Here is a 17,416-nt window from a genome sequence, read left to right as displayed (position 1 = left end):
GGCACGAACTACCGAGGAGAGTCTTGACTTTCGACCAGGCAGGCCAACCGGATCTCTCCGTTGTGATCCCGGTCTATAACGGAGAACGGATTTTGGCGGCAACCATGGCGCGCCTTTCCGGCTATCTAACCAGTGGCAGCTCCGAGATCATCATCGTGGAGAACGGATCTTCCGACAACACACTTCAGGTTGCCCGTGAGCACGCGGTGGACACTCCGAACGTAACGTTCCATGTTCTCCAAAGCGAAAAAGGGATGGGAAACGCGTACCGGAGAGGCATTGAAGCCAGTTCCGGTCGACGGGTACTCCTCACGGCAGACGACCTCCCTTTCGGGACCGATGATCTTGATGAAGACGCAAAGCTCACCCCCAAGCCGCATGTGGTGATTGGTTCCAAAGCGCACAAGAATTCGAACATCCAGCGCAGCCCCCTGCGGGGACTGACCACTTTCGGCTTCAAGACGCTTCGGCAAGTGATTCTTGGATCCAAGGTTGGCGATTCCCAAGGCACGCTGATCGTCGACGGCGGCTGGTTGCGGAGCATGGTGCATCGCTTCGACGATCCCGGCTTCCTCTTCAGCACCCAGGTTGTCTACGCGGCCGAGAAGCAGGGTTTCGACATCGTCGAAGTACCCGTCACCTTGGCCCCCGACGACGAACCCGGCGAAACCACCATCCGTACGGCCGACGTCGTCAAGATGTTCAAAGGCCTGGTGGCCATGCGCCGCAGGAAGAGTGAACTCGCAGCGGCTCCCAGCGCTGGGACCCACGCCCCATGACGGGATCCATCGCAGAAACACCGTCGAACGAGAACGACGTGAACCTGGAACAGCCGCCCACGAAGACCACCAAAGCCAAGCTGGTGGATTTTGCCCGGCGTGCGCTTGTGGTTATCGTCTTTGCCGCCGCCGTCTACTTCATCGCAGTCCAATGGCCCCAGGTTCAGGCTACGGTCTTCGCACTGCAATGGTGGCAGGTGCTGCTTTCCCTGCTTGCCCTCATTCCGGGTGTTCTTCTGGGCATGTATATGTGGCGGGTCGTCATGGCCAGCTTGCTCAGGGCCGTGGATATCGAACCACAGGGCTTGGTCCTCAACCAGATCTACCTCGTCGGTCAGATCGGCAAGTACCTTCCCGGTTCCGTCTGGGCGTTCGTCCTCCAGATGGAGCTCGGCCGCAAGAACGGCATTGCGAGGGCCCAGGTCTTCGTGGCCTCCTTGGTGAGCACGGGCATCACCATCGGCGCGGCCTTGGTGGTTGGAGCCTCAGCGCTGCCGATCCTCGTGCAGCGCGAACCCAATCTGCAGTGGCTGTACGTTATCCTGCCCGTCGTGATCCTGGCGATGAACCCGAACGTCGTGACCTTCCTGGTCAACTTCGTGCTCAAGGTATTCCGCAGGCCCCCGCTGCCTGAGCGCATTCAGGCAAACACCATGGTCAAGGCCTTCATTCTTGGCGTTCTTATGTACCTCTGCTTCGGACTGCACTTGTGGATCCTCGTAGGTCACGAGGCAACCTTGGACCTGGCCACTTTCCTCGTCCTTACCGGAGCCTTAGCGCTCGGAATGACCTTGGGTGTGCTCGCATTCCTGCTTCCTGCCGGCGTTGGTGCCCGTGAGGCCATCCTCATCCTCGCGTTGGCCGGCATGATGACAGCCGGTGCTGCAACCGCAATTGCCGCGCTGTCCCGGATCATGTTCACCGTCGCAGACCTGCTCTGCGTTGGCATCGCTTTTGTGCATTTCCGGTGGCGCCAACAGTCAGCCTCCAAACCCTCCGGAGAATCCTCCTCAGAGCCCAGCTGATGCTGTGGGTCTTTGGCGCGCCCGGGTTTCCACGATTCCCGGGCGTTCTTCGGGCCTATTTCCAAACGTATGCCGCCTGCTAAGGAGCAAGGTACCACCATGACAGCAGTAACCTCCGGGGCCACTGCCCAGCGCCAACCGATCACCAAACGGCGCTACCTCATGCAGCACGATTGGCATTGGGGCATTGTTACCGCCGTCATCGCGGCAATCTCCTCCATCATCCCGCGGCTGTTCAATCCCACGTTCTACTACTGGGATGACATGATGCAGTCATTCCTTCCCCTGTGGCGGCACATGGGTGAAGAGATCCGCTCCGGCCGGTTCCCCTTGATGGAACCCGGGGGCTGGGTTGGCGGCAACATTGTTGCCGAGGTGGGCTACGGAATCTTCAATCCCGTCAATATCGTCAACTCCGTCATCGTCTCCAACTTCGAGAACCTGTCGCTGGCGAGTTATTTCATCATCATCCAGTTCATCGCCCTGCTGGCCTTTGGCACCTTCATGCTCGCCCGGGATTACGGCTCGAACAGGCCTTTGGCCCTTGCCGCAGGCGTAGCCATTCCGTTCAGCGGCTTTACCCTCTTCTACGAGGCCGCCCGTTGGCCGGGCGGCCTGATGGCGTTTGCCTGGATTACGGTCTTCTGGTGGTCCGTGCGCCGCTATGCGCGTCGAAACACCTCACCGTTCCTGCCGTTCCTCCTTGGTTTCATGACCATGACCGCGGGCAATCCTTACGGTGCCATCGGCGTCATCATCGTCCTGGCTGCAGTTGCCATCGAGTTGATGCTGATGCGGCACTGGCGTCGCCTGATTCCGATCGTCATCGTAGGCGCGCTGGTGGGTTTGACCGCCGTCTTGGTCTACTTCCCCCTGCCCCTCAGCTCCGCGGTTACCGTGAGGCAACAGAGCGAGATTCTCAACGACCTGTTCCTCTCGCCTGACATGTCTTCCCTGTTGACGATGAGTACCTCCTCCATGAGGCCGCGGATCAACAACTTCTGGGCCCCGATCGACAACGTTCCATCGAGCTACCTGGCCTGGTTCGTCCTGCCGTTGCTTCCCTGGCTTGACTTCCGGAGCTTCCGCAACCGGTCCCGCCAAATTTTCAGCATTTACATCATCACGGGAATTTACTTCCTCCTGACGTTTGCTCCCTCCCAGGTTCTGGTCTTCCGCTGGCCCATCCGTCTCATCGAGTATGTGTACCTCGGTGTCATTGTCCTGGTGGCTGTTGTTGCCTCGGCAGGCCTGAAAACGACCGCCTGGAAGCAGCGCCTGGTGATCACGGTGGCGATCCTTGGTTTCGGAACCTACCGCGCCTGGTCCATGGTGCCCGAGGGCGGCAAGTGGCAGTTCTTTACGCTTGCAGTGACCTTGGTCCTGGTGGCGCTTGCTGTCCTGGGTTGGAAGCGGTTCGGGTACCGTGGCCTGGCCGCCGTCATGGTCATCGGCACCATCGCCACTTTGGGCATGCAGTCCCGGCAGTTCGTACCCAACAACGCAGTGGCCGGCATCGGCTCCCCCGTCGACGCCGACACGCTGCGGGAGGCGACCAGCAACTACAAGGGCAATACCATCCAGATCTTCAACACCATGAAGATCACTGGAGAGGAATTCACGCAGGGGCGCCTCCTCTACGGCAACCAGATCCTCAATGCCGACATCAACAACAGCATGGGCCGCTACAGCGGAATCAGCTTCACTACGTACGTCAATGCCTTGTGCATGAACTACCGCGGTGAAACGTGCCCCTTGGCCTACACGGAGTTGTTCAAGCAGGCATCACCGGAGATCAACGCGACGCTGGCCGACGTTCTTCAGGTAGAGACCGTCGCCGTCCAGAAGACCCTGATCGCCCCGGACCAGTTGGACATTGCGCCGGGTTGGTCCATTGTGGCCTCGGATGAAACAAGGACCATCCTGCAGCGCCAGAACCCGCAGCCGCACCCCGGCACGGTTTCGTGGGTATCGGACGGTATTACCGTCCAGGATGCAGTCCGTAACGGTAACGACGAACACGTCGAGTTGTCAGGCAGCGGAAGTGCGGGGAAGCTGACTTTCGCGCGGCTCGCCTGGCCCGGTTACACCGTCAAGGTCGACGGCGAGACACAGAAACTGACCCAGGGACCCGCCGGCGTCATCATGGTGGACCTCCCCGCAGGTGCCAAGTCAGTTGACATCTCCTTCACGACGCCGGGACTCACCATGGGACTGGCAGCACAGGCCGCTGCGTGGTTCGGAATTCTGCTGTTCACCGTGTTCCACTACGTAAGGCGCTACCGCCGCGGGAAGTCTGCCGGCCAGCTAGTGCAGGAACAAGCCGAAAAGGTCACTGTGTAGGCCCCTCAACGGCTGCAGCTACGAAAAGAGCGTCCACCCCAAAGGGATGGACGCTCTTCTCGTATGCATGGTTTTAGTCCGCTTTCCCTTCCGGAAGGGGAAGGAACAACAACAAAAGGCCGTTGTGCCTCTGTGTTGACAGGGGCATAACGGCCTTTTGGACTCCGGAGGCTTTAGCTCACGTAGGGGTCAGTGTTCGCGCAGCCAAGCCACGGCTTCGTCAGCCGGCCCTTCGAACTGCACCGTGCCAGAGGAAAGCACCACTCCCCTGTCGCAGATCCTGGAGATCATGTCGAGGTCGTGGCTGACAACGACGAGCGTGCGGCCCTCGTCCGAAAGCTGCTTGATCTTGGCGAGGCACTTGCGCTGGAACGGCTCATCGCCCACGGCCAGGATTTCGTCCACCAGGAAGATGTCCGGCTGGGTGTGGACCGCGACGGCAAAGGCCAGGCGCAGGAACATACCAGAGGAATAGAACTTGACCTCCGTGTCGATGAACTGTTCGATCTCGGAGAAGGCGACAATGTCCTCGAACTTCTCGTTGATCTCCTGTTCCGTCATCCCGAGGATGGCGGCGTTCAGGAATACGTTCTCACGCCCGGACAGGTCCGGGTGGAAGCCCGCGCCGACCTCGATCAGCCCGGCTACGCGGCCCTTGGTGCGCACCGTGCCCTTGTCAGGGAGGATAACGCCTGAAATGAGTTTCAGCAGCGTTGATTTGCCCGAGCCATTGAAGCCCAGCAAGGCGACTGTCTCCCCCGGTTGGATTTCAAAGCTGACGTCATGGAGGGCATCGAATTTCCTGGTGAGGTCTCCTCGACGTCCCTTCACGAGCCAAACTAGCGTCTCCTTCAAGGAGTGCGAGTGGCGTAAGTTGAACGTTTTCTTGAGGTCCTTGACTATTACAGCAGCACCCATTTAGACCTCCTGCGCAAAGTGGCCCTCAAGTCGTCGGAAGACGAGCTGGCCGATGATGAGGAACAATGCCGCCATTCCAAACCCGAGCAATCCCGTCCACATCAAATGGGGCGGCAGTTCAACGGGTCGGTTGACTGTGGGGTACCAAAACGCCCAGTGGAAGAGCTCGACGGCCACAGTGATGGGATTCAGCTGATAAATCGCCAGCACCCACTCCGGGGCCAAGCGCCTGATCATGGTCCAGTCGTACAGAACGGGCGAGGTCCACGTGACGATCATCATCAACATGTCGACGATGTTCTCAGCGTCCCTGAAAAAGACGTTGATGGCACCGGCCAGCAAGCCAAGACCAGTCGCAGTGACTGCAACGATGACAAAGCCCAGTGCTGCACCAATGAGCTGGAAGACATCCGGGTGCCAGCCAGTGAGCAGGGCAGCGGCAAGCAATACCACCAGCTGTGGCAGGAAGTGAACCGCAGCCACCCACACCGAAGCTACCGGGAACAGCTCGCGCGGCAAGTAGATCTTCTTCACCAAGGCAGCATTGGAAACAATGGAGCGCGTGGCATTCGAGAACGCCTCGGAGAAAAAGTTGATGACGATGACGCCGGAGAACATGTACAGCGCGTAATTGGGGATCTGGTCCCCAACACGCAGCACAATGCCCAGGGCGAAGAACAGCACCACGTACTGGACCAGGGGCTTGACATAGGACCAGGCCAATCCGAGGACCGAACCCCGGTAGCGGACCCGGAGTTCCTTGCGGACGATCAGCTTGAGGAGGTACCGGCGTCGGTAGACGTCCAGCAGACCAGCACCTACCCCTGGAACAGCATATGTATCAGTGGAAGTGGCCATTGCTACTTGTTAGGCTCCGATGCTTCGAACGTCTTGCGCCAAGACTCCAGCGAGGTGATCTCCGGAAGCGCATCACGGTATTGTGCGCGGAGGGTCTCCCAGTTGGAGAACAGCTGCGCGTGCAGCTTGGCAGACTCAACCACCAGCTGGCGGGCCATTTTGGGATCCCTCAAATGCCAGGATGCACCGGTGCCATCAGCGTTCGAGACCACAGCGCTGTCGAGGTGCGCCAGGCTCCACCATTTCCCGTCCTGGTGGGCCACGTGGGCCTCCGGGTTGGCTTTGGCGGTGTCACGAACGGGAGCCAGCGTCTGCTTCAAGACAGTCTTGACTGCCCACGGAAGAAGGCCAAGCGCACCGGGCTGCTTGTAGGACTGGGGCTTCTTCGGCGGACGCTTCCGGAAAACCTCCGGGAAGGCGGCAGGGTCCGTCTTGATCTGGGAGTCCGGGAATTCGTCGCGCATGGCACGAAGCTTCGGCATGGTGGTGGGCAGCTGCTTGTGAAGATCGCCTGGTCCAGCCAAGACATCACGCAGGGCCATGACGCGGGCTTGCTCAGGGTAGTACTGCATCGACACCAAGTGCTTGATGTCCGCGTTGAGGCTCTCCCGGAGGATTCGACCGCCTTTGGGGAACGGCGAGTGCAGCAGAGTCGCGATGAGGCGGTTGCGCTCGTGGTAGTAAGCCTGCCAGTCCACGGAGTCGTCTTTATCGGCCCAGGAAACGTGCCAGACCGCTGCACCGGGAAGGGTCACGGTCGGGAAGCCGGCGGCACGGGCGCGAAGAGAGTACTCGGCGTCGTCCCACTTGATGAACACAGGCAGCGAGAGCCCAATGGTCTCAACGACGGCCTTGGGGATGAGGCACATCCACCAACCGTTGTAGTCGGCGTCCCAGCGGCGGTGCAGCTGCGGCGTCGAGCGCAGACCCGCCTGCGAGAAGTCGTGGTTGCCAAGTCCCTCTACCGGACCCCAAAGGAACCGGTAGAAGTTGACCACCTCGGAGTACGCGTGGAGGACCGACTTGTTGTACATGTCGAACATGTGTCCGCCAACGATGGTCGGCTTCCTGCACAGGTCGGCGAAGGCTACCGCGCGCATCACGCCTTCGGTCTCAAGTTCGATGTCGTCGTCGAGCAGCATGACGTAATCGCTCTTGTCGGACACGAGCATCTCGTACATATTGCGCGCGAAACCACCCGAACCACCAAGGTTGCCTTGGTTGATGATCCGCAGCTGGTCACCCATGGACTCAGCGACGGCGTCAAAGCCAGCCTCGTCAGCGACCTTCTTGTTGCCTTGGTCGACGATGATCAGTTCGGCAAGAATTTCCCGGAGTCCGGCGTCGCCATCGATGGCCTTGATGGTTTCCAGGCAGTAGTCCGCACGGTTGAAGGTAGTGACACCCAAGGTGACGCGGCCGTGGGGACGACCTTCGTCGGGTACGGCCCAGTGGGCGCTCTTCAGGGCCATGCCCTCGCCGCCGGCAATCAGGTCGAACCAGTACCAGCCGCCGTCGCCAAACGGGGCCAGCGTCAACTCGAAATCGTTCGCGGCGGATCCTTCGACCAGCACGGAATCGACACGCTGGGAAGCCCCACGGGCGTTGGAGCGGTAGACGATGATGGTTCCTTCGCCCTCGGTTTCGAGGTGGAGGACAGTCTTCGTGGCAACCGTCCACTTACGCCAGTAGCTGGCAGGGAAGGCATTGAAGTAGGAACCGAAAGAGAGGCGTTCTCCGCGGCGGACCTGGACGGAACCCCGGTCAAGGATGTCCTCCGGGTGCAGCTGCCGGGCGATGCCGACTGCCTGCACTTCGGAGCTTCCCTGGCTGCCCTTTTGGACCGTGCTTGTGTCGGGATCCACGTAGAGAGGAAGGGTGTCAAGGTCACGGTTCGCTGGGAAAATGACCCGCTGAACAATCCGCAGGTTTTCTTCCGTGGAAACGGGAACTTCCGCGGCGGTGGAAGCCGTCATGGCGATCTCCTGGCTTTCATTTGTTGTGGCGGTCACGCGTCCACTCCCCCACTTTCAAGCTTTGCGCCGCCGGTGAAGTGCGGCTTGATCTTGTTGTCGTACATGGACAGTGCCGAGCCGATGGCCATGTGCATATCAAGGTACTTGTAGGTACCAAGCCGGCCACCGAACAGCACCGACTTCTCGCCCTTGGCGAGATCGCGGTAGGCCAGCAGCTTCTGGCGGTCGTCGGAGGTGTTGACGGGGTAGTAAGGCTCGTCGCCCTTCTCGGCAAAACGCGAGAACTCCCGCATGATGACCGTAGCGTCCTTGGTGTAGTCGCGCTCCGGGTGGAAGTGGCGGAATTCGTGGATGCGGGTGTACTTTTCCTCGGCATCGGGGTAGTTCATTACGGCACAACCCTGGAAATCCTCGATGGGAAGGACCTCTTCCTCAAGGTCGATCGTGCGCCAGGAAAGGTCGCCCTCGGCGTAGTCGAAGTAGCGGTCCACGGGGCCGGTGTAGATGACGGGCACCTGGCCAAGGACGGACGAGCGGCCGAACTCGCCGTCGTCGAAGAAGTCCGTGTTGAGGACAACTTCAATGTTGGGGTTGTCCGCCATACGCTCAATCCAGGCGGTGTAGCCGTCAACGGGCAGGCCTTCATGGGTGTCGTTGAAGTAGCGGTTGTCGTAGTTGTAGCGCACGGGAAGGCGGGAAATGATCTCCGCCGGCAGGTCCTTGGGATCCGTCTGCCACTGTTTGCCCGTGTAGTGCTTGATGAACGCCTCGTACAGCGGGCGTCCGATCAGCTGGATGCCCTTGTCATTCAGGTTCTGGGGATCCGTTCCGGCAAGTTCGCCGGCCTGTTCGGCAATGAGTGCCTTCGCTTCCGAGGGGCTCATTGCCGAGCGGAAGAACTGGTTGATGGTGCCAAGGTTGATGGGCATGGGGTACACCTCGCCCTTGTGGCTGGTGTACACCTTGTGCTGGTAGTTGGTGAACTTGGTGAACCGGTTCACGTACTCCCAAACGCGTTCGTTGGACGTGTGGAAGAGGTGTGCTCCATAACGGTGCACCTCGATTCCCGTCTTTGCTTCGTTCTCGCTGTAGGCGTTTCCACCAATGTGGTGACGGCGATCAAGCACCGCAACCTTCAGCCCCAACTCGGTAGCGGCGCGTTCTGCAATGGTCAGGCCAAAGAAACCCGAGCCGACGACGACGAGATCAGCGTTCACAAACTCTCCTGTGTATTGGCGTGCGGGCACAAAAATGCCCACGTCTACTGGTCAAGGCTACCCGACGTTACGATCTAATCCCGATTCGGGGGCGCGCTGGAGGACGGCGGCGATTGACCTGAAAAACGAACGGGAGGCTTGGCCAGCGCCAGCCTCCCGTTCAGATGTGCAACTATTCTCCGGCTAAAGCGCGACGACGGCGCCGGTTTCGGCTGACTTGAGGACAGCCTCAGCGACCCGGAGGGTCTCAAGCCCTTCGGCCATTGTGACAATGTTCATCGACTTGCCCAGGACCGCATCCCGGAAGGCCTCGTGTTCCATCTTCAATGGTTCACGCTTGGCCAAAGCAAAGCGGGTTGAAGAGCCTTCGGAAACGCCGCGGAAGGCCGCAATGGAGTCCCAATCCGTTTGGAAGGTGCCGTTCTCGACGAACGTCAAGTCCGCAGAAATTGTGTCGGCAATGAACGCGCCGCGCTCACCCAGAACAACCGTGGTGCGTTCCTTCATCGGCGAGAGCCAGTTGACGATGTGGTTGGTGACGACGCCGTCCTGGAGGTGCCCGATGGCCGTGACCATGTCCTCGTGCTCACGCCCGCTGCGGGAGGTGGTGTGGGCCACCACGTTGACGAAGTTGCTTTGGGCCAGCCACGCCGTGAGGTCGATATCGTGCGTAGCAAGGTCCTTGACTACACCGACGTCGGCGATCCTGGACGGGAAGGGACCCTGGCGGCGGGTGGAGATCTGGTAGACCTCACCGAGGTCACCGTTGCCAAGACGGTCGCGAAGGCTCTGCAGTGAGGGGTTGAAGCGTTCGATATGCCCCACTGCCCCGATCAGGCCCTTGGAATCAAAAGCCTCGGCGATGCGGCGACCCGACACAGAATCGTTTGCGATGGGCTTTTCGACCAGGCAGTGCACACCGGCGTCAGCAAGCTGCAAAGCAACTTCCTCATGCAGGATTGTCGGCACAGCTGCGACAGCCATGTCGATGCCCTGCTCGATGAGCTGCTCGACGGAACTGCAGACTTCCAAGCCACTGGCTACGTTGTGTGGATCCCCAAAGGAATCGGCAACGGCAACAAGGTCAACACCGTCGAGCTCGCGGATAACGCGTGCGTGGTGACGGCCCATCATGCCGAGCCCGATGAGGCCAGCGCGCAGATTTGCCACTAGCTACCTGCCTTTGCCACAGCGTTGACTGCCGCAACGATCCTGTCGAGGTCATCCTGGCTCAATGACGGGTGCACAGGAAGGGAAAGCACGCTGGATGCTGCTTCTTCGGTGACCGGCAGGTCGTCGGAGGTCTGGAACGGAGCGAGACGGTGGTTGGGGATCGGGTAGTAGACGCCGCAGCCCACGTTGTATTCCTCGCGCAGAGCCTTGGCGAAACCATCACGGTCCTCGGCGATGCGGATGGTGTACTGGTGGTAGACGTGCTCGTAGCCCTCGACAACCTTCGGAGTGACGACACCTTCGATGTTTGCATCGAAGAACGCTGCGTTCTCCTGACGGGTCTTCGTCCAGCCCTCGACCTTGGTCAACTGAACGCGCCCAATCGCTGCGTGGATGTTGGTCATGCGGGCGTTGAAGCCAACCAGCTCGTTTTCGTACTGGCGTTCCATGCCCTGGTTACGCAGCAACCGAAGCCGCCGTTCGACGTCGGCCAAACCGGTGCTGACCATGCCGCCTTCGCCGGAGGTCATGTTCTTCGTGGGGTACAGGCTGAACATGGCGAAGTCGCCGAAGGTACCGACCTTGCGGCCGTTGACTGCGGCACCGTGGGCCTGGGCTGCATCTTCAAAGACTTTTACGCCGTGCTTGGCGGCAACTGCACCGATGCCATCCACGTCAAAAGGGTGGCCGTAGAGGTGAACCGGCATGATGGCAGCCGTACGGTCAGTGATTTTGGACTCCACCGAAGCAGGATCCAGCGTGTAGTGGTTGATGTCCACATCGGCGAAGACAGGGGTAGCGCCTGTCAACGCCACGGAGTTGGCTGTAGCGGCAAAGGTAAAGGACGGAACAATGACTTCGTCGCCGGGACCGATGCCTGCGGCGAGGAGCCCGAGGTGCAGTCCGGAAGTTCCGGAGTTGACTGCCACAGCCGCCCGGCCGTCAAGGAGGACCTGCGAGAATTCCTGTTCAAAGGACGCAACCTCCGAACCCTGTGCAAGTTGGCCGGAGGCCAGAACGGCCTCTACTGCCTTGCGCTCATCATCACCGATGATGGGCTTGGCGGGGGGAATGAATTCGGGGCTCATGCCTCTACCTCTCGAAGGGTCTCGTTCTGTTCAACATAAGTGGCGCCGGTCTCCGGGCATACCCAGTTATCGCCGCTGCGCTGCAGCGGGAAGCCGGCCTTGCCGACCCAACCATGGCGCTTGGCCGGAACTCCGACCATCAAAGCAAAATCCGGAACGTCCTTGGCCACAACGGCGCCTGCTGCCACGGTGGCCCACCGGCCGATGGTGACGGGAGCTACGCATACAGCGCGGGCACCGATGGAAGCGCCTTCACGGATGGTGACGCCCACTGGCTCCCAGTCATGGGCACTCTTCAACGTTCCGTCCGGGGCAACCGCCCGGGGGTAGGTGTCGTTCGTCAGGACGACGGCGGGGCCGATGAAGACCCCTGCCTCCAGTTCCGCGGGCTCGTAGACAAGCGCATAGTTCTGGACTTTGCAGTTGTCCCCCATCTTGACTCCGGAGCCGATGTAGGCCCCGCGTCCGACGATGCAATTGACGCCTAATTCGGCCTGCTCGCGGACTTGGGCCAGATGCCAAATCTTTGATCCATCACCAATTACCGCCTCGTCTGAAACATCGGCGCTCTCAGCAACCACTATCACCGGTGAAGGTCCTTCCTCATTGAGCACACGCGACAACGAGTTTCATCTTAGCCGAGACATAAAGCCACGGCGTCAAGGCTGGATCCGTCCCCGCCTGGACGAAGTTGTCCACATACAGCCGAAAGGAGGCTGCGGACGACGTCAACTGCCTATGACGATGGTGGTGAAAGGGAGGACAAACATGACACTGGAATGCACGCTGGTCCGCAGTCCCGCCGCCTCCGCAGCGGCAGAACCGGAGGAACTTTCCATTGCCGTCCCGCGGGGAACGCCAGGGTCCTGGCTGGCTTCCCTCCTCAAAACGGCCCGCAATACCGGCCCGCTTACGGTTGGTACAGAGGATCTTTCCACGCTCACTGTCGGACTGCCGCCCTTGGTGTCCGGGGCTGTTCTGGTGGACGGCTGGATGCCGCCGGCACAGACTCCCACCACTGCCTTGCCTCTGATGCTGCTGGTCCATGCCGGCCCTGGCGCGGGTTCCGTCTTCCGCATTCCGCGGGGGCAGCACGGTATCGGCAGGGCTGCTGCAGACATTTCAATAGCGGATCCAACGATGTCGAGGGACCATGCAGTGCTGGACGTATCGGGTGATCATCTTGAGATAGCAGCCGTCTCGGCATCGAATCCGGTGTATATCGACGGCCGACCCACCCGCCGCTCGCTGGTCGACTCCCGTTCATCGATCGTTTGTGGTCGGACAACCTTCAGCCTCTCCTCCGAAGGAGGCGGCTTTCCCGCACTCGCTACTGATGCGGGCCGTTCGGTTAAGGACCCTGTTGAGGTACCCCACACAAGAACCCACGGGGGTCGTGCAACCATCGCCCTTGGGGCTGGTCTGCCGCTGTTTGCCGGCGTGGGCCTCGCTGCGGCCACCGGCATGTGGATGTACTTGGCGTTTACTTCCCTATCCGCGCTCGGTGTACTTTTCCCGTTGATGCTCGGCAGGAAGGGCAGGCAGCAATACCGACGTGCCCTTGATCGTGCCGTCGAGGAAGATTCCATGAGGCGTCGTCGGTGCTCCCCCTCCGCCGCGGAGATCATGGTCGCCGCCGCCATCAACGAACCCGGTCCCCGCAGTTTCGAAACCGCTGCGACTGGTCCAACTCCGCAGTCCGACTCCACGGCGGGACCACAACCGGAGAACCAGGCGGTCTGGTTACGGTTGGGCACTACCGAATCCCCAGCGAACATCCGAGTGGTTCCGGAGGATCCGCACTTCACTCCGCCGCGGCTCAGCCAGTGCCCCATCACACTGGATCCGGAGCATCGGAGCGTTGCGATTCTCGGAGACGAGGCGCATGTCGAAGCCCTCCTTCGATTCATGCTCATGCAGCTCGCCAGTTTTCCGGTTTCAGCCGGGGCTCCGGTCCTCATCCTGGGACCATCGGGCAGGCTTCCACTAAGCGCCCGGTTCCTGCCCCGGGTGACGCTCGTTTCAAACACAACGGCTGCCCTGGCCACTCTGAACAGACTCAGGCATAAGCCACACGGGAGGCTCGTGGTGATGGGAACCGGCGCCTTCGACGAAACCGAGGCCTTGCGGAAGACAGTGCAAGCCGCCCACCGCGCCCAGTGGCAAGTACTGCGTTGCCAAACCTCAGCTGGAGGATCAGCGGGCACCATCACCATCGAGCCCTCCGGAACAGCTGCGTCATACATGTCAGACGGCGAGCGCTTGGACTTCGTACCCGATCTCGTCCCAGCCGATGTTTTCGACCGTTTCTGCCGTGCCGTGGGCGCTGCCGCCAGCGTTGCGGAGCCTTGCCGAAAAGGCGATCTTCCCCACAATTCTTCCTTGGCAGCGCTCCTGCCTTACGGCCGGCGCCGCATCCTTGGCAGGTGGCGCTCCGCCTCCTGGAAGGACGGTGTGACCGCTCTGCTGGGAGAAAGCCGCGACGGGCCACTCAGGTTCAACTTCAAGCGGGATGGTCCGCATCTCCTGGTTGCAGGTACAACCGGTTCAGGAAAGTCGGAACTCCTTAGGACACTCGTGGTTTCCATCGCACTGACTGTCCCGCCTGAGCAGGCGACGTTTGTGTTCCTTGATTTCAAGGGAGGGTCGGGCTTGGGTCCTATGGCCGGGCTGCCGCATTGTGTGGGCCTGCTGACCGATCTCAGCCAACAGAACATTGATCGGGCACTGGAGTCGTTGCGGGGGGAGGTCAAGTACCGGGAGAGGCTCTTTGCTGTCGAGGGGGCAGCGGATCTTGCTGACTACCAGGAATCAGTTGGTACCGAAGGCCCTGGGCTGGCGCACCTGATACTTGTGATTGATGAGTTTCGGATTCTTGTCGATGAGGCACCGACGGCCCTTCGCGAGCTCATGCGCATCGCCACCATAGGTCGTTCGTTGGGAATTCATCTGGTGATGGCCACGCAGAGACCGCAAGGGGCGCTGACGGCCGATATCCGGGCCAACGTCACCTCCAGCATCGCCCTTCGTGTCCAGTCGGATATGGAGTCCGTCGACATCATCAATTCCAAAGCTGCTGCGTCCATAAGCGTTGAGGTCCCTGGGCGGGCCTTCCTTGCCACAGCATCCAAGGAGCCTCAGGAGTTCCAAGCAGCGTCTTTGAATAACCTGTATCCGGACCGCGTACCTTCGAGTTTTAGAGAAGTGGCACACGGAACTGTTGTTCCCCTTTGGCCAGTGGTCCAGTCGGCTGTCCAAGCGCTCGGCGAGTCCCCCGCAACCGTTAGCCCGGTGGCTTTGCGTGGGGTTCCTGGACCGGAGACAGTTAGTAACCACACGGAAACGGGCGTCGGGCGGCTCGTGTCAGTTATAGGTGAAACCTGGGGATACCTCGGCATGCCCTCGCCCCGGAGCCCCATCGCCGCCCCGCTGCCGCAGCGCATCCCTTGGGATGAGAAGCTTGCGCAGGTGGAGGAACCACCGGGCGTGCCCGAAGACGATACAGAATCATGGCAGGTGGGACCCGTTGCACTCCTCGACAGACCCAGCCTGCAGCGTGTGGACCGCTTGTACTGGTTGCCCGCCAAGCACGGACATCTTGCGATGGTCGGCGGCCCTTCCAGCGGCATGCACCAAAGCTTCCGGTCTGTCGCCGCCATGCTGGCAACCCAAGCACGGCAACCCCACCTGTACATACTGGACGCGAACCGGCTCCTGGACCAGGTGCAAGCTGACCAAGGAATTGGGGCCTACACAGGCATGGACGAACTTGGCTTCGCGGTACGGATCCTGTCGAGGGTGGCAGCTGAGATGGAGACGAGGCGTGCCTCCCACGATCTGTCTGGTTGCTTTGCCCCGATTGTGCTGATTGTCTCCGGCTGGTGTTCGTGGTCATCGGCGCTGCGAGGCGGCCCTTACGAATTTGCGGAGGGAATGCTCCATGACATTGCCAGGGACGGAAGCCCCCTGGGCATCACATTGTTGATATCCGGTGAACGGGAACTGGTCAGCTCTCGCCTGTTCGCGGCCATACCAAACCGCACATTCTTCCCTCTGGGTACCACTGAGGAGTCACGCTTCCACTGGCCCCGTTTGCCTGACATGGAAGCCGTTCCAGGGCGCGCTTTCGTGTCGGGAAACATTGTCGAAGGCCAGCCAGCCACGGCGCAGTTCAAGGAGGCACCCGCAGCCGGTACCTGGCCGTTTCATAAGCGCACTCCAGCTGAACCGCCATTTCGTTTGCGCCCGCTCCCCCTGTTGCTCACACATGAAGACTTCCTTAGCCGCAAGGCGGCGTGCGCCCCTTCCGGAAATGCCCCGGGGGCGACGCTCCAGCGGGTTCGAGGTGCCGTCACCGCCCCCGGGGCAACGAACAGAGTGACCGGGCGTGGCGTTGCATCAGCCGATGGTGCTCCCGAAGAACAATTCCAGCCGGCTCAACAGTCCCCTATGCCGTTGTGGATCGGGGTTGCCGGAGACGATGCTTCACCGGCGGCGTTCCCCCTGCGGACCAAGGGCGTCAGCATCGTCCTGGGCAGCCCGGGATCCGGCAAGACCACTGTTCTTTGGTCGTTGGTGAGCCTGAACCCGGAGATACCTTGGCTGTTCCCTCCGGATGGATCAGCTGCGGGAGCTTTCTGGGCTTCGAAAGCGTCGGCTGCAGCCGACGGAACCCTCAATGCAAAAAGCGTCCTGCTGGTGGACGATGCCGACTCGCTGGACGCCGAGGGCCAGCGGGCGTTGCACGTCTTGGCCGGGCAGGTCGCCGGCGTCATCCTGACGGCCACGCCCGGTGCGCGCCTGCACCAACTTTCCTTGGTGCAAGAAGTGCGGGCGTCGGGAACGGGTTTGCTCCTGGCCCATGGAAGCCCTCTGGATGGCGAGCTGTTGGGTGTGCGTCTACCCGCGGACCCCGCGCGCCGTCCGGGTCGGGGTTTCATCATTGACCGAGGAGAAGCCGCTCCCTTTCAAGGGGTAGTCTCCGATGGATTCCCGAGACGGGAGTGAGAGCAATTGCGGCCTCACGGAACCGAGCAGGTCACAACGCGCCGGTGCTGCCACCCGTCCGCGAGGCAAAGGAGATGACATCACGCTGGAAGAGGAAAATGATCGCGGCAAGCGCGGGAAGGATCATGGCCAGCCCCGGGAGTACAAGGCCACCTGTCATCGTGGGGAAGCCAATCGTGAGGACGAACAGTTGTGCCACCAAGGCAGCCGCACGCGTCCACCGGTAGCCGCGAAACAGGAAATGGCCTACCGCGAACAGCCAGGCTGAGAAGGCCAGGAGCAGGACCAACGTAAAGACTGCTCCCCAGAAAGTCAGTACAGGAGCACCTGTCAGGAGTTCAAAACCGTACCAAGCGGCAGCAGCGAGCAAGGCCGTGGCTTCGAGGACAACGACGATCGAAATGATGAGTATCCCGCGAGGTCGAAAGGACCCGACGTTGCCCGGACCCGGGCGGTCGGATTCGCCATTTCCATCGTGGCCGGAGGTGGGCTGGGCAGGGTTTACAGGAGGTCTTGACACACTGGCACACTACCGGACATAGTCATCTAGCAGTGAGGGCACTGGCGGCTGATGTGATGCATCGCTCACGGATTCCGGGCATTTCGACCACTAACACCCCTTGTTTACAAGGCGTTAACATGAAACGCTTGACTCAGACGACCAAGGGGGCCCATGCGGGCCCCTTTCCTTTGGAGCCTCTCGTGAATGTTTTCACAAAAGGCCTTTCTAGTTCTCACGAATGGAGTGACTGATCAGCATGGATTGGCGTAATCGCGCAGCCTGCCTCGACAAGGACCCCGAGCTCTTCTTCCCAGTCGGCAACACGGGACCAGCACTTCTCCAGATTGAGGAAGCCAAGAGCGTTTGCCGCCGCTGCCCCGTGGTGGACACGTGCCTGCAGTGGGCATTGGAGTCCGGGCAGGACGCAGGAGTTTGGGGCGGAATGAGTGAAGACGAACGGCGTGCCCTCAAGCGTCGCGCAGCACGCGCACGTCGCGCCTCCTAACGGGCAGAGATGCGAGAGGCGGCGG

General features: G+C 60.8%; 13 protein-coding genes. 5 read left to right on the top strand and 8 right to left on the bottom strand.

The window, feature by feature from the left end:
• Positions 1-23 precede the first annotated feature (23 nt).
• The 3 genes from PQ627_RS06620 to PQ627_RS06610 all read left to right on the top strand — a co-directional run bounded on the left by PQ627_RS06620 (position 24) and on the right by PQ627_RS06610 (position 4,147).
• Positions 24-779 carry a glycosyltransferase gene (locus tag PQ627_RS06620; RefSeq protein ID WP_274259453.1) on the top strand — a complete coding sequence of 252 codons (756 nt, stop codon included), beginning with the start codon at positions 24-26 and terminating at the stop codon, positions 777-779.
• Positions 776-1,804, top strand: coding sequence for a lysylphosphatidylglycerol synthase domain-containing protein (locus tag PQ627_RS06615; protein WP_274259452.1), 1,029 nt, complete (start codon positions 776-778; stop codon positions 1,802-1,804). The genes PQ627_RS06620 and PQ627_RS06615 overlap by 4 nt, the downstream gene beginning before the upstream one ends.
• Positions 1,805-1,903: 99 nt before the next feature.
• The gene (locus PQ627_RS06610; RefSeq protein ID WP_274259450.1) at positions 1,904-4,147 is read left to right on the top strand and encodes a hypothetical protein; all 2,244 of its coding nucleotides are present in this window, start codon (positions 1,904-1,906) and stop codon (positions 4,145-4,147) included.
• A 189-nt stretch (positions 4,148-4,336) separates the two neighbouring features.
• Here PQ627_RS06610 and PQ627_RS06605 read toward each other — a convergent pair whose 3' ends face one another.
• The 7 genes from PQ627_RS06605 to PQ627_RS06575 form a co-directional block, all read right to left on the bottom strand.
• Positions 4,337-5,065, bottom strand: a complete 729-nt coding sequence (locus PQ627_RS06605) for an ABC transporter ATP-binding protein (protein ID WP_144659804.1) — start codon at positions 5,063-5,065, stop codon at positions 4,337-4,339.
• On the bottom strand, positions 5,066-5,923 hold the full coding sequence (locus tag PQ627_RS06600) for an ABC transporter permease (RefSeq protein ID WP_144659803.1): 858 nt from the start codon (positions 5,921-5,923) through the stop codon (positions 5,066-5,068).
• A 2-nt stretch (positions 5,924-5,925) separates the two neighbouring features.
• Positions 5,926-7,935, bottom strand: a complete 2,010-nt coding sequence (locus tag PQ627_RS06595) for a glycosyltransferase (protein ID WP_274259447.1) — start codon at positions 7,933-7,935, stop codon at positions 5,926-5,928.
• Positions 7,932-9,116, bottom strand: a complete 1,185-nt coding sequence (glf, locus tag PQ627_RS06590) for a UDP-galactopyranose mutase (protein WP_274259445.1) — start codon at positions 9,114-9,116, stop codon at positions 7,932-7,934. Before glf ends, PQ627_RS06595 begins: the two co-directional genes overlap by 4 nt.
• A 183-nt stretch (positions 9,117-9,299) precedes the next feature.
• Positions 9,300-10,286 (bottom strand): Gfo/Idh/MocA family protein, encoded by a 987-nt coding sequence (locus PQ627_RS06585; RefSeq protein WP_144659800.1) that lies wholly within the window; start codon positions 10,284-10,286, stop codon positions 9,300-9,302.
• A complete protein-coding gene (locus tag PQ627_RS06580) occupies positions 10,286-11,377 on the bottom strand; it encodes a DegT/DnrJ/EryC1/StrS family aminotransferase (protein WP_144659799.1) in 1,092 nt (363 codons plus the stop codon). Before PQ627_RS06580 ends, PQ627_RS06585 begins: the two co-directional genes overlap by 1 nt.
• Positions 11,374-11,991, bottom strand: a complete 618-nt coding sequence (locus tag PQ627_RS06575; protein ID WP_373458764.1) for an acyltransferase — start codon at positions 11,989-11,991, stop codon at positions 11,374-11,376. Before PQ627_RS06575 ends, PQ627_RS06580 begins: the two co-directional genes overlap by 4 nt.
• A 154-nt stretch (positions 11,992-12,145) precedes the next feature.
• Here PQ627_RS06575 and PQ627_RS06570 point away from each other — a divergent pair, with 154 nt between their 5' ends.
• Positions 12,146-16,384, top strand: coding sequence for an FtsK/SpoIIIE domain-containing protein (locus PQ627_RS06570; RefSeq protein ID WP_274259441.1), 4,239 nt, complete (start codon positions 12,146-12,148; stop codon positions 16,382-16,384).
• Between the two features lie 31 nt (positions 16,385-16,415).
• Here PQ627_RS06570 and PQ627_RS06565 read toward each other — a convergent pair whose 3' ends face one another.
• Positions 16,416-16,904 (bottom strand): hypothetical protein, encoded by a 489-nt coding sequence (locus PQ627_RS06565; protein ID WP_274259440.1) that lies wholly within the window; start codon positions 16,902-16,904, stop codon positions 16,416-16,418.
• Positions 16,905-17,142: 238 nt separating this feature from the next.
• Between PQ627_RS06565 and PQ627_RS06560 the strand changes: the two genes are divergently transcribed.
• Positions 17,143-17,391, top strand: a complete 249-nt coding sequence (locus PQ627_RS06560; protein ID WP_003804966.1) for a WhiB family transcriptional regulator — start codon at positions 17,143-17,145, stop codon at positions 17,389-17,391.
• Positions 17,392-17,416 lie beyond the last annotated feature (25 nt).

The organism is Paenarthrobacter sp. AB444 (genome assembly GCF_028736865.1).
Taxonomy (GTDB): Bacteria; Actinomycetota; Actinomycetes; order Actinomycetales; family Micrococcaceae; genus Arthrobacter; species Arthrobacter nicotinovorans_B.
Note: the sequence above shows the minus strand (reverse complement) of the source record. Positions and strands in the feature narration are given on the sequence as shown.

Bases quoted from the DNA above. Each gene is read 5' to 3' on its own strand.
- PQ627_RS06615 (WP_274259452.1), top strand. From the start codon at position 776: ATGACGGGATCCATCGCAGAAACACCGTCGAACGAGAACGACGTGAAC.
- PQ627_RS06610 (WP_274259450.1), top strand. From the start codon at position 1,904: ATGACAGCAGTAACCTCCGGGGCCACTGCCCAGCGCCAACCGATCACC.
- PQ627_RS06605 (WP_144659804.1), bottom strand. From the start codon at position 5,065: ATGGGTGCTGCTGTAATAGTCAAGGACCTCAAGAAAACGTTCAACTTA.
- PQ627_RS06600 (WP_144659803.1), bottom strand. From the start codon at position 5,923: ATGGCCACTTCCACTGATACATATGCTGTTCCAGGGGTAGGTGCTGGT.
- PQ627_RS06580 (WP_144659799.1), bottom strand. From the start codon at position 11,377: ATGAGCCCCGAATTCATTCCCCCCGCCAAGCCCATCATCGGTGATGAT.
- PQ627_RS06570 (WP_274259441.1), top strand. From the start codon at position 12,146: ATGACACTGGAATGCACGCTGGTCCGCAGTCCCGCCGCCTCCGCAGCG.
- PQ627_RS06560 (WP_003804966.1), top strand. From the start codon at position 17,143: ATGGATTGGCGTAATCGCGCAGCCTGCCTCGACAAGGACCCCGAGCTC.